The organism is Vibrio sp. A1-1 (genome assembly GCF_021728175.1).
Lineage (GTDB): Bacteria > Pseudomonadota > Gammaproteobacteria > Enterobacterales > Vibrionaceae > Vibrio > Vibrio diabolicus.
This window is the reverse complement of the sequence record NZ_JAKKCL010000018.1, coordinates 1-13831: the sequence shown is the minus strand read 5'-3', so window position 1 is coordinate 13831 and position 13831 is coordinate 1. Positions and strand designations below refer to the sequence as shown.

Here is a 13831-nt window from a genome sequence, read left to right as displayed (position 1 = left end):
TGGTTATACATAGAGCAAAAACGATGGATAAAATAGAAGTTCGCGGTGCCCGAACCCATAACCTCAAAGACATTAATCTTACAATCCCTCGCGATAAACTGATTGTCATTACTGGACTAAGTGGCTCCGGTAAATCCTCTCTCGCTTTCGATACATTGTATGCAGAAGGCCAACGACGCTACGTAGAGTCTCTCTCTGCCTACGCTCGTCAGTTTTTGTCTCTGATGGAAAAACCCGATGTCGACCATATTGAAGGGTTATCACCTGCGATTTCTATTGAACAGAAGTCTACTTCTCATAACCCGCGTTCAACCGTCGGTACAATTACCGAAGTGTACGACTACTTACGTCTGTTGTATGCTCGTGTAGGCGAACCACGCTGTCCAACGCACCATGCCCCTCTTGCCGCACAAACCATCAGTCAAATGGTGGACAAAGTTCTGGAGATGCCAGAAGGCAGCAAAATGATGCTGTTGGCCCCTATTGTCAAAGAGCGTAAAGGTGAGCATGTTAAAACGCTTGAGAACCTGGCAGCTCAGGGCTTTATTCGTGCGCGTATTGATGGAGAGACATGCGATCTATCTGATCCTCCAACGCTAGAGCTACATAAAAAGCACACCATTGAAGTCGTGGTCGACCGCTTTAAAGTTCGTCCAGACCTGCAACAGCGCTTAGCCGAATCTTTTGAGACAACGCTCGAATTATCAGGAGGAATTGCGGTTGTCGCGCCAATGGATGGAGACGGTGAAGAGATTATTTTCTCCGCCAACTTCGCTTGTCCACAATGTGGTTACAGCATGCAAGAGTTAGAGCCGCGACTTTTCTCATTCAACAACCCTGCTGGTGCGTGTGGCACTTGTGATGGTTTGGGTGTGCAGCAATACTTCGATCCAAGCCGAGTAATTCAAGATGATTCATTAAGCTTGGCACAAGGTGCGATTCGCGGTTGGGATCAAAAGAACTATTACTACTTCCAAATGCTCACCTCATTGGCTGATCATTATGGTTTTGATCTCCATGCACCTTTTAATTCTCTGCCAAAGAAAACGCAAGATGTCATTCTAAAGGGCTCAGGTCGTACTGAGATTGAGTTTAAATACATCAACGATCGTGGTGATATTCGCGTTAAGCGCCATCCATTCGAAGGTATTCTGAATACCCTAGAACGTCGCTATCGTGATACAGAATCCAACTCTGTCCGTGAAGAGCTTGCGAAATACATCTCCACTAAATCTTGTTCAAGCTGTGGTGGTACTCGTCTTCGCCTTGAAGCACGTAACGTGTTTATTGCTGATACGACACTGCCTGAGATTGTTGAACTTAGCATTGCTGATGCATTGGAATTCTTCCATTCCTTGAAACTTGAAGGTCAACGAGCCCAAATCGCTGAAAAAGTGATGAAGGAAATCAACGACCGCCTGCAATTCTTAGTTAACGTCGGTTTGAACTACCTAAACTTATCACGCAGTGCTGAAACTTTATCAGGCGGTGAAGCTCAACGTATTCGTTTAGCAAGCCAAATTGGGGCGGGTCTTGTTGGTGTGATGTATGTTCTGGATGAGCCATCGATTGGTCTCCACCAGCGTGATAATGAACGCTTATTAAAAACGCTCACTCATTTGCGTGATTTAGGTAACACCGTACTTGTGGTAGAGCACGATGAAGATGCGATTCGCTGTGCGGATCATGTCATAGATATCGGTCCTGGTGCTGGCGTACATGGTGGTAATGTTGTTGCGGAAGGCACCATGGAAGAGATAATCGCGAACCCGAATTCTCTGACAGGTCAGTACTTAAGTGGCGTTAAAGAAATCGCAGTACCGAAAGATCGCACGGCGCGTGATCCGAAAAAAACGGTTGAGCTCTTAGGCGCAACAGGTAATAACCTTAAAAACGTTAATCTTTCAATTCCTGTTGGGTTATTCAGCTGTATTACAGGGGTATCTGGCTCAGGTAAATCAACGCTGATTAATGATACTTTCTTTAAAATTGCGCATACCCAACTTAACGGAGCGACAACAGCTCAGCCTTCACCTTATAAATCGATTAAAGGTCTAGAGCACTTCGATAAAGTCATCGATATCGATCAAAGCCCAATTGGCCGTACACCTCGCTCTAACCCTGCAACCTATACGGGGATCTTTACCCCAATCCGTGAACTGTTTGCAGGCACACAGGAGTCGCGTTCTCGCGGTTACAAGCCTGGACGTTTTAGCTTTAACGTACGCGGTGGTCGTTGTGAGGCCTGTCAGGGTGATGGTGTCATTAAAGTTGAAATGCATTTCCTACCAGACGTTTATGTGCCATGTGATGTATGTAAAGGTAAGCGCTACAACCGTGAAACACTTGAAATACGTTACAAAGGCAAAACCATTGATGAAGTGCTAGAAATGACGGTCGAAGACGCCCGAACGTTCTTTGAACCCGTACCTGCTATAGCACGTAAGCTACAGACTCTAATGGATGTTGGCTTGTCTTACATTCGCCTAGGTCAAGCGGCAACGACACTCTCCGGTGGTGAAGCACAGCGTGTGAAACTAGCGAGAGAGCTATCCAAGCGTGATACGGGAAAAACCTTGTACATTTTGGATGAACCAACAACCGGCCTGCACTTCCATGATATCCAGCAGTTGCTCACTGTATTGCACAGACTTCGCGACCACGGAAATACTGTCGTGGTGATCGAGCATAACCTAGATGTCATTAAGACTGCGGACTGGATTATCGATCTAGGGCCTGAAGGGGGACAGGGTGGCGGCGAGATAATCGCTCAAGGCACACCTGAAGATGTGTCGCAAATCGAGGGTTCGCACACAGCTCACTTCCTTAAGCCTATGTTGAAGTAGAAAAAACAGGTAAAGTACCGAGACCAGCAAGTGCTGGTCTTTTTTCATTCAAAACAACGCAATAACTATGGCTACTATACATGTAAGTGGAACAAAGCTTTCTCCCGAAAAAGTACAGGTTCCCCTCAATCGCAAGTTTCTCATTGCCTTGGCAACACTATTTGTGTTGGCAATGCACTTTTTCATGCCCAACCCCGGCGGTTCAGGGCTTTCACTTTCCTTCAATGCGACAACTTGGATTACTTTTAGCTTTGCATTAGGCATTGGGTGCTACCAACTCGCGAATAATCGAGCGCTACGTTACTCAAAATTAACCATCGGCTTGTTCATTAGTGCTCTTATCATGACGGTGCCCATTCTGTACCCAAATGCGAATAGCAGTTTGGCAGCCAACAAGCTCATTGGTCTGTGGTGTGGTGTCCTGTTTTTTATTGTCTTACAACAATTTCATTTCAGTAATAAACATCGCCAACGCCTGTTATGGTTTATTGTCCTTGCGGTTGTTATCGAAGCCATTTTTGGTCTGACACAATATCTGTATCTCAAACCAGGCAATCCGTTTGGTTACGACACGATGGCCAATCGTCCTTATGGTATTTTCCAACAGCCTAATGTAATGGCCAGTTTTCTTGCGACAGGATTGGTGATTGCCAGCTATTTACTTGCACGTCAGCCCTACAAATACGACCGTAAGTTAAGCGATGTTTATCTTCTCTATGCAGTGCCAGTTTTAACCTTACCATTGATTGTGGCGTTGGCTTCACGCACTGGTTGGTTAGCATCGATCATCGCCGTGTTGTTGGTCATCCCATACATGTATCGCTTTGCGACCAAAGGGCGCTTTATCCGCTGGGTTACGTCGCTTGTCACTGGGCTCGCACTCTCAGTCGTTGTCATGTATCTTGCCTTTCCTGATGGAAGTGGGTTAGCCGCAGAAAAAGTAAACATGGAGTCTCCTCGAGCGTATACTTTTCCGCAAACATTAGACATGGTGATTGAAAAGCCTTTTACTGGCTATGGATATGGCAAGTTTGAATCTGAGTACATGCTGTATACGGCTCGTCAACATGCCCTAAATGAGAATTACCCAGCTGGTTTGCCAGCCATGGATCATCCGCATAACGAGCTACTTTACTGGGGAGTAGAAGGTGGTTTGCTGCCAATACTTGGCATCTTCTTAGCGATGGCACTGGTACTGTATCGAATCTATCAAGCCAAACGCGGAACTCGTCTTGCGTTGCTGGCCTTGTTTATACCTATCGTATTGCACTCACAACTGGAATACCCTTTCTACCACTCTCTCGTACATTGGTTGATCTTCGTTATCCTGCTGTACTGGGTCGATCAGCGCGTCTCTCGTTATCGACAAGTCGGCTTTAGTAATGTGACCAAAAGCTTGCTGCGAGTCTTTAGTTTGGTACTTCCCGTTACGTTTACGTTTTACATGGTAAGCGCATTGCATACGAACTATGTATTGACGAAGTTTGAGACCACTAGGCCAACTAACCCTGATATTCTGAATCAAGTCAGTAACCCTGTGGTTTGGAAAGACAGGTTTGATTGGGATGTCTATAGCACGTTTTTAAATATTGGGCTGTACCAACAAGACGCAACCTTGATTCAGCCTTATATCGATTGGTCGCTAAAAATCATCAAAGATAAGCCTCGCCCTGCATTTTATAATAATTTGATTTTGGCCTACCAAGGCTTAGATGACTCAAGTAAAGCGGAGCAAATTAGAGCTGAAGCGCAGTTTTTGTTCCCGAAGATTGATTTCAGTGACATCAATTACCAACCACCTTCTCAAGCAATCTCTGCCTCACCAGCCCCCACTTCAGGAGCTGAGTAATAAATACCAAAAAGCGAAGGGATGACCTTCGCTTTTCTTTATCTCATTGCGGTATAGTTTTATTCAGTGAGTGACTCTTCTAACGCTTTTAAGCACAGTGCAACGTTTTCAGGTCGAGCGCCGTAACCCATTAAGCCAATACGCCACGCTTTACCGGCTAATGCCCCGAGGCCTGCACCAATTTCTAGGTTATAGGTTTCTAGCAAGTGAGCACGAACTTTTGCTTCATCAATTCCTTCAGGCACGTAAATCGCATTTAATTGCGGCAAACGATGGGCTTCGTCCACAACAAATTCAAAACCTAGCTTTTGTAGGCCATTTTTGAGTTTTTCATGCATCAGTTGATGACGAGCCCAAGCGTTTTCTAATCCTTCATTTTTCAGTATCAATAAAGCTTCATGAAGCGCATACAAGCTATTAACTGGCGCCGTATGATGGTAACTACGCTTACCTTCTCCACTCCAATACCCCAATACTAAACTCTGATCGAGGAACCAACTCTGTACTGGTGTTGTTCTTGCTTGAATCTTTTCAATCGCGGCAGGAGAAAACGTCACTGGTGAGAGCCCTGGTACACATGACAAACATTTTTGACTGCCAGAGTAAACCGCATCCAGTTGCCATTCATCCACTTTTAACGGCACACCACCAAGTGACGTCACCGCATCAACAATAGATAATGCATTATGCTGTTTCGCCAGCTTACCCAATGCTTGAGCATCACTGACTGCACCAGTTGAGGTTTCCGCATGCACAAAAGCAAGAATTTTTGTATCTGGGTGCTGTTCGAGTGCTTGCTCGACTTTATCAATGGAAACAGGCGTCCCCCATTCATCATCGACGATAACAACTTCACCACCAGCACGGACGACATTTTCGCGCATGCGTTCACCAAATACACCGTTACGGCAGACGATCACTTTATCGCCTTCCTCGATTAAGTTTACAAAGCAGGTTTCCATCCCTGCACTGCCTGGCGCTGAAACTGCAATAGTGAATTCATTGTCAGTTTGAAAGGCATACTTCAATAGCTGCTTGAGCTCATCCATCATACCGATAAACAGAGGATCAAGGTGACCTACCGTAGGACGGCTTAGTGCTTGTAACACTTGAGGATAAATATCAGAAGGACCAGGTCCCATTAAAATACGGTGAGGTGGAATAAAGCTTTGGATCGACATGTCAGCTCCTTGATTATCTTTTATCCTGAGCATTCTAAAAGTTCTATTCAATAACATGGCTCAGGTGTAGGGTTCTTCACCCTAATAGATTTTTCCTCTATCAGCAATTAGCCGTAAGTATGGAGGTCAAACCAGTGTCACAAAATCGTTAATAAAAAACACCATAAAGGTTGAAATATTGATTGACATTAAGGCCTCAAAACCGTTCAATGTTTGAGCTTTATGTAGAAGAGGAGCGCTACCCAGGTAGATGATTTGTGGAACCGCAATTCCAACACCAATCATTGAGGGGGAGTAGTGCCGAGGTAAGTCAAAGTTGCAGGATTTGACTTGTCGGTTGAATTGGGCTGAATCCCATCAACTGTCATCAGCGCAGTCTGATGAAGGGCTTCTGAGGGTAAATTTTTCAAATAGCATTCTAAATACCTCTCTTTTTGCTCTGTTCCTTTTCTCACTAAACATTGGATGTACAATTTTTTAGGAAGTCGTGGGAGAACGCAGTGAGCGCATTTAACGTAGCTAAATTCGGTGGAACCAGTGTTGCCAACTTTGAGGCAATGAGTCGTTGTGCCACCATTATCGAAAACAATCCAAATACTCGCTTGGTCGTGATCAGCGCTTGTTCTGGCGTCACCAACCTATTGGTGGAACTCGCCAATGGTGTACAGGATCAAACGCACCGTACTGAGCTGCTGCAAAATCTGGCCAATATTCATGACGCCATTTTAACTCAGCTCGAAGACAGCACAAAAACTGCTGCCGAGGTGTATGCCATATTAGATACCGTAACCAGCCTTGCCGAGGCTGCATCTATCCAAGCTAGTGCGAAGTTAACCGATCATTTAGTCGCATGTGGTGAGCTCATGTCGACGCACATTCTAGCTCAGTTAATGTGTGAGCGAGGCATTCAAGCAGTGCGCTTTGATATACGCGATGTGCTGCGTACTGATGACAACTTTGGTCGCGCGGAGCCAAACATTGAAGCAATTTCGACGCTTGCGCAAGATAAACTCGTACCACTTTGCCAACAATCCATTGTTGTTACTCAAGGCTTCATAGGATCTGACGAAGCCGGTAATACAACAACACTAGGTCGAGGAGGCAGCGATTACAGCGCCGCCTTAATTGCTGAGAGCGTCAAAGCGGCAGGGTTAGAAATCTGGACTGATGTTCCGGGCATCTACACAACAGACCCGCGAATTGCGCCAAAAGCCTCACCAATTCCCGAGATCAGCTTTAGTGAAGCTTCAGAAATGGCTAACTTTGGCGCTAAAATCCTTCACCCTTCTACGCTAGTACCCGCATTGCGCCACGACATTCCGGTATTTGTAGGGTCATCGAAAGATCCAGAAAAAGGGGGCACTTGGATTCGCCACCAAGTCGAAAGCTCACCGTTGTTCCGTGCGCTAGCTTTGCGTTGTAACCAAACCATGGTAACGCTACGCAGCGCCAATATGTTCCACGCATACGGCTTCTTAGCAAAGGTCTTTGAGATCCTTGCAAAGCATAAGATCTCTGTCGATTTGATCACGACATCTGAAATCAGTGTATCGTTAACACTTGATCAAACCGATACATCCGGCGGCGCGCCGCAGCTGCCGCAAGCTGTACGAGAAGAGTTAGAAGAGTTATGTAAGGTAGAAGTTGAACATGACCTATGCCTCGTTGCTCTCATTGGTAACAACATGAGTGAGAGTAAAGGCTACGCGAAACAGGTTTTTGGCACGCTAGAAGACTTTAACCTACGCATGATTTGTTATGGTGCTAGCCCTCACAACTTATGCTTCTTGCTCCATGAATCGGTATCGAAACAAGCCATACAAAAACTTCACACCGAGTTGTTTGAGAAGTAAGTTCAACTCAATAAAACAAAGGGCTGCGTATCTGCAGCCCTTTGTTGTTTCAATAGTTGTTACATTTGGACGAGGTAAACATCAATTTAACCGTTAATGTTTGGCCCTAACCATTTTTCAGCCTCGATCCTATCCCACCCCTTACGATCGGCGTAGCTCTCTAGCTGATCCTCTTGGATCTGTGCGATCGCAAAGTAACGTGAGTCAGGATGAGAGAAATACCAACCAGAGACTGACGCGCCCGGATACATTGCATAGCTGGAGGTTAGAGTCATGCCAATATTCTCTTCCACATTAAGTAGCTCCCAAAGCGGTCCTTTTTCAGTATGCTCAGGGCACGCTGGATAACCCGGCGCAGGGCGAATACCTTGGTATTTTTCACGAATGAGATCATCGTTAGATAAATCTTCATCCGCAGCATAACCCCAAATTTCTTTACGGACACGCTCATGCAAATACTCAGCAAACGCTTCGGCTAGGCGATCCGCCACCGCTTGAATCATAATTGCGTTGTAATCATCTCCCTGTGCTTTGTATTCATCAGCAAGCTCTCGTTCACCAATACCACCAGTGACAGCAAATGCCCCTATCCAATCATGTTTACCCGACTCTTTAGGTGCGATGTAGTCAGATAAACAATAGTTGAATCCTTTTGGTTTCTCGGTCTGTTGACGCAAGTTACGCAGTACTTTCACAACGTCGGTACGAGTTTCATCAGCATAAACTTCAATGTCGTCCCCCACGCTCGCAGCAGGGAATAAGCCACACATTCCACGCGCTTTTAACAGGCCTTCTCGCTCAACTCGATCAAGTAACTCGTTGGCATCTTCGAATAAACGTTTTGCTTCTTCACCAACTTCTTCATGTTGGAAAATTGTTGGATACTTACCCACAAGTGACCAAGTCATAAAGAATGGTGTCCAATCGATGTATTGACGTAATATAGCCACATCAAAATCATCGAAGATATGAATACCAGGCTTAACAGGCACTGGAGGAGTGTAAGCTTCCCAATCGATCGCAACTTTATTCGCTCGAGCCGCTTCTAATGTCACTGGTTTGGTTCTCGGTTTCTTTCGATTATGTTGATCACGTACTCGTTCGTAATCAGCTTCAAGTTTTTCAACAAATTCAGGGCGACGTTCATCTGACAATAGAGAAGTACATACGCCCACCGCACGTGAGGCGTTATTCACGTAAACAACTGGATGCTTGTAATTTTGCTCAATCTTAACTGCTGTATGGGCTTTTGACGTTGTTGCGCCACCGATGAGAAGAGGTAAGTTAAAGTCGAGACGCTCCATCTCTTTTGCAACATGCACCATTTCGTCTAATGAAGGCGTGATCAACCCTGACAAACCAATAATATCGACGTTCTCTTCTTGCGCTACTTTTAAGATCTTTTCGCAAGGAACCATGACACCAAGATCGATAATTTCATAGTTATTGCACTGCAATACAACGCCTACGATATTTTTCCCGATATCGTGTACATCACCTTTTACCGTCGCTAACAAGATCTTACCGTTTGTTTGTCCCACCTGCTTTTCTGCATTGATGTAGGGCTCGAGATGCGCTACCGCTTGCTTCATCACTCGTGCAGATTTTACGACCTGAGGAAGGAACATTTTACCTTCACCAAACAAGTCTCCGACGACGTTCATCCCATCCATGAGTGGGCCTTCAATCACCTCTAATGGCTTTGAAGCATTGACACGTGCCTCTTCGGTATCATCAACGATAAACTCGGTTATTCCTTTCACTAACGCGTGTTCTAAACGCTTTTCAACAGGCCAAGTTCTCCACTCAAGTGCAGAGGCATCCTCCTCTTTACCTACCCCTTTGCCTGCGTATTCCGCCGCGATATCTAACAACCTCTCAGTGGCATCATCGCGACGGTTAAGAACGACATCTTCCACAGCCTCACGCAGCGTTTCAGGCACGTTATCGTAGATTTCTAACTGACCCGCATTCACAATCCCCATATCCATGCCATTTTTAAAACAGTGATAGAGGAACACCGCGTGAATCGCTTCACGCACATAGTTATTCCCTCGAAAAGAGAACGAGACGTTAGAAACCCCACCCGAGATCATCGCGTGCGGTAAATCACGTTTGATATCGCCAACAGCTTCAATGAAATCCACCGCGTAGTTATTATGCTCCTCGATCCCCGTAGCAATGGCAAAAATGTTTGGGTCAAAGATGATGTCTTCTGGTGGAAAGCCCACTTCATCAACGAGAATTCGGTAAGCGTTGGTACAAATTTCTACTTTGCGCTCACGTGTATCTGCTTGCCCAATCTCATCAAACGCCATCACAATCACAGCCGCACCGTAACGGCGGATCAACTTAGCTTGTTCAACGAATTTCTCTTTGCCTTCTTTGAGAGAGATCGAGTTAACAATGCCTTTGCCTTGGATGCACTTAAGACCGGCTTCAATAACCTCCCACTTGGAAGAGTCGACCATGATTGGTACTTTTGAGATTTCAGGTTCTGACGCACAAAGGTTTAAAAATCGAACCATACAAGCTTGTGCATCCAACATGCCTTCATCCATGTTGATATCGATAATTTGAGCGCCATTTTCAACTTGTTGACGAGCCACATCGAGCGCTTCATCGTACAGCTCTTCTTTAATCAAGCGCTTAAAACGCGCAGAACCGGTTACATTAGTACGCTCACCGACATTGATAAATAAAGAGTCTTTATCAATCGCGAGCGGCTCTAGGCCAGACAAGCGACAAGCGACGGGAAGGTCAGGTAATTGACGAGGGGCGATATTTTCAACCGCGAGTGCCATTTGGCGAATGTGCTCAGGAGTTGTACCACAGCACCCACCAATCAAGTTTAAAAAGCCACTTTGAGCCCACTCTTGAACATGTTTAGCCATATCTTCTGGCGATAAATCGTATTCGCCGAATGCATTCGGAAGCCCGGCATTTGGGTGAGCGGAAACAAAAGATTCTGATATACGCGAAAGCTCTTCAACATAAGGACGAAGCTCATCTGGGCCCAGCGCACAGTTCAAACCAAACGAAATCGGTTTAACATGACGTAATGAGTTATAAAACGCTTCTGTGGTTTGACCGGATAATGTCCGACCGGAAGCATCGGTAATAGTCCCCGAGATCATCACAGGTAACTCAATACCCATCTCTTCAAACACACTTTCAACAGCAAATGAACAAGCCTTAGCGTTAAGAGTATCGAAGATGGTCTCGATAAGAATAAGGTCAGAACCACCTTTAATCAGCGCTCGAGTCGATTCAGAGTAAGCCTCAACTAACTCGTCGAAAGAAACATTTCGATATCCGGGGTCATTTACATCAGGAGAAATAGAACAAGTGCGGTTCGTCGGCCCTAAAACCCCTGCGACATAACGCGGTTTATCGGGTGTTTTTGCGGTCCATTCGTCTGCAACTTCACGTGCAAGCTTGGCAGCAGCAAAGTTAATTTCTTCACTTAGGCTTTCCATCTCGTAGTCAGCCATCGCAATGGTTGTTGCGTTAAACGTGTTGGTTTCGAGAATATCTGCACCCGCTTCTAAATATGCAGCGTGAATTTCCTTGATAAGTTGAGGCTGACTTAGAACCAACAGGTCGTTGTTACCCTTTAGATCACAATGCCAATCCGCAAAGCGCGTTCCTCGATAGTCTTGCTCTTCAAGTTTGTATCCCTGAATCATGGTTCCCATACCACCATCAATCAAAAGAATACGTTGCTTCAATTGAGCTTCAATCTGTTGTCTTACATTACTTCCCACAGTACAACCTCATTCCTTTAGTTATCATTCCATCCTATCACACAAACTTCAGGAGTCTAGACGTCTAAACGTGGAATTAATGATTATTTTATCTCCTTCTTAACTTACAAAATAATCGCGAAAAAATGTTTGCTATTTAAGCAGCATCAGTCGAGAATCCCATTCATAAAATGTTACAAATAGAGAGCTCTATGTCGGTCTATCATACTTTATGTTTTCTATCCGCAGCTGCAATGCTAATTGCTTTTGTAAACAGCAAGATAGGAAAGATGCAAACCACCATTGCGATTACCGCAGGTTCAATGGTGCTTTCACTTCTAATCTTAATTGCAGGTCAAAACAACTGGTTCCACCTCACCGAAATTGCGACAGAAACGGTCACAAGGATCAACTTTGAAGATTTCTTGCTCAAGGGTATTCTTGGCTTCTTACTATTTGCGGGTGGATTAGGCATCAAACTCCCGAACCTTAAAGATCAAAAATGGGAAATTACCGTTTTGGCTCTCGGAGCCACCCTATTTTCCACTTTCTTTATCGGGTTTGCGCTCTACGGATTCTGTCAGTTAATTGGCATCCAATTTGATTTGGTCTACTGCTTACTATTTGGTGCTCTAATATCGCCAACTGACCCAATCGCTGTATTGGCTATAGTTAAAAAGCTCGATGCTCCCAAACGTATCTCCACCCAGATTGAAGGAGAGTCGCTCTTCAATGACGGCTTCGGTTTAGTTATCTTTGTCACTCTATTTACGATTGCATTTGGTACTGAGGCACCAACTGTAGGTAGTGTCACCTTGCTCTTCATCCAAGAAGCTATCGGTGGTATCACTTATGGTTTCGTCCTCGGTTTGCTATTCCACTACTTAATCAGTGCCACCGATGATCACTCAATGGAGTTATTACTTACTATTGGTGTCCCAACGGCAGGTTACGCATTTGCTGAATACATCCATGTATCAGGCCCACTCGCGATGGTTGTATCCGGTATTATGATTGGCAACTGGACACGCTTTATTGGCTTTTCAAAAGAGAGTGAAGACCACCTTGACCACTTTTGGGAGCTCGTCGATGAGTTCTTGAATGGCGTGTTATTCCTACTGATCGGTATGTCGATGCTGCTATTTGAATTCCACAAAGAAGACTGGATCATGATGGCTATCTCAGTCCCTCTTGTGCTGGCAGCGCGCTATTTAAGCGTATTTCTCTCGTACATTGGCTTTAAGCGTTACAGAAAATATAACCCGTGGTCAGTACGTATTTTGACATGGGGCGGCTTACGCGGGGGCCTTGCATTAGCAATGGCACTTTCCATTCCATCTGGTATTTGGGTGATTCAAGATAAGTTAATCGATGTAAAAGAGATTATTCTTGTAATGACCTACTCCGTCGTTGTTTTCTCTATCCTCATTCAAGGCTCAACAATCACCCCAATGATTGAAAAAGCAAAAGATGAAGAGAAGAAAATGGAAGAGAACAACCAAGCAATAACCACTCCAGAGCATACGGAGCCAGTGGACTCTTAAAGGCACGTAACTTAATAGATGAAAAAGCAGCTATCTAGCTGCTTTTTCATATCTAATCTTCGGACTCCCCTTCAAGAACAAAACGCTTGTTACTCTTTGATATACAGTTAAATATCCGAATAATCGTCACGCTACGGTTTCATAGATACTAACTATTGCCGATAGATAGCATCCATAGAGGGAGTCTTTTAGTTTAAGCATTTTCATCATCACTTCTCTTCCCTTAGCAATATAGGCTCCCTGTAAACACCACAGCTAAACTTCCACAACACTTAGCAATGAGCGAGTTTGTATTTTTATAGAGAAAGAAGCATTGAGGATGATTGCGAGGTCACTCCCCCAAACGGGCTTGAAATCCCACCAAACTAAGGTCTGAGCTAGCACTCAAGCCCTTAGCAGAAGTTTAGAGTCCTCATACTTGATCTCAGCGATACTGAACTTATATTCAAAGTTGTTCTGTTTTCGAGATAGAAACAAAGCGACACCTCGAACGACTAAGTTCTATCACATAGCTAGATATTTCTAATATGTTATAGTGGAATCTTTGGTAAGCACGTGCTGGTACTCAAAACGAGAGCTCGAGACTGGCATCAACTCGTTCATGACAGAACTTAGAAAGCATAGCGAGAGAGGAGCCTGCCTCTCGATGCAAGGTTTCAATATGGAAATGAGGTTAAGGGAAGTTGGGTAACCAAAACGAAAAAAGCCCCAGTCTTTCGACTGAGGCTTAATATAAGTGGCGGAGTGGACGGGACTCGAACCCGCGACCCCCGGCGTGACAGGCCGGTATTCTAACCAACTGAACTACCACT

Annotated in this window: 6 protein-coding genes and 1 riboswitch; of the genes, 4 read left to right on the top strand and 2 right to left on the bottom strand. The window is 44.9% G+C overall.

Annotated elements, in window-relative coordinates:
• The first annotated feature begins 23 nt into the window (after positions 1–23).
• Complete coding sequence (uvrA, locus tag L3V30_RS20170) at positions 24–2846, top strand: excinuclease ABC subunit UvrA (protein ID WP_237309657.1); 2823 nt, start codon at positions 24–26, stop codon at positions 2844–2846.
• 67 nt (positions 2847–2913) lie between these two features.
• Positions 2914–4695 carry a PglL family O-oligosaccharyltransferase gene (locus tag L3V30_RS20165; protein WP_237309656.1) on the top strand — a complete coding sequence of 594 codons (1782 nt, stop codon included), beginning with the start codon at positions 2914–2916 and terminating at the stop codon, positions 4693–4695.
• Between the two features lie 59 nt (positions 4696–4754).
• On the opposite strand, the gene L3V30_RS20160 is transcribed toward L3V30_RS20165, so the two are convergent.
• Complete coding sequence (locus L3V30_RS20160; protein WP_047009173.1) at positions 4755–5876, bottom strand: alanine--glyoxylate aminotransferase family protein; 1122 nt, start codon at positions 5874–5876, stop codon at positions 4755–4757.
• A gap of 220 nt (positions 5877–6096) precedes the next feature.
• Positions 6097–6275: riboswitch (Lysine riboswitch) on the top strand.
• Between the two features lie 101 nt (positions 6276–6376).
• Between L3V30_RS20160 and lysC the strand changes: the two genes are divergently transcribed.
• Positions 6377–7729 carry a lysine-sensitive aspartokinase 3 gene (gene lysC, locus L3V30_RS20155; protein WP_145533518.1) on the top strand — a complete coding sequence of 451 codons (1353 nt, stop codon included), beginning with the start codon at positions 6377–6379 and terminating at the stop codon, positions 7727–7729.
• An 86-nt stretch (positions 7730–7815) separates the two neighbouring features.
• On the opposite strand, the gene metH is transcribed toward lysC, so the two are convergent.
• Complete coding sequence (gene metH / locus L3V30_RS20150) at positions 7816–11496, bottom strand: methionine synthase (protein ID WP_074191829.1); 3681 nt, start codon at positions 11494–11496, stop codon at positions 7816–7818.
• A gap of 191 nt (positions 11497–11687) precedes the next feature.
• On the opposite strand from metH, the gene L3V30_RS20145 reads away from it, so the two are divergent.
• Complete coding sequence (locus tag L3V30_RS20145) at positions 11688–13019, top strand: sodium:proton antiporter (RefSeq protein WP_041852885.1); 1332 nt, start codon at positions 11688–11690, stop codon at positions 13017–13019.
• The last annotated feature ends 812 nt before the right edge of the window (positions 13020–13831 follow it).

Bases quoted from the DNA above. Each gene is read 5' to 3' on its own strand.
- L3V30_RS20160 (WP_047009173.1), bottom strand. From the start codon at position 5,876: ATGTCGATCCAAAGCTTTATTCCACCTCACCGTATTTTAATGGGACCT.
- L3V30_RS20165 (WP_237309656.1), top strand. From the start codon at position 2,914: ATGGCTACTATACATGTAAGTGGAACAAAGCTTTCTCCCGAAAAAGTA.
- uvrA (WP_237309657.1), top strand. From the start codon at position 24: ATGGATAAAATAGAAGTTCGCGGTGCCCGAACCCATAACCTCAAAGAC.
- L3V30_RS20145 (WP_041852885.1), top strand. From the start codon at position 11,688: ATGTCGGTCTATCATACTTTATGTTTTCTATCCGCAGCTGCAATGCTA.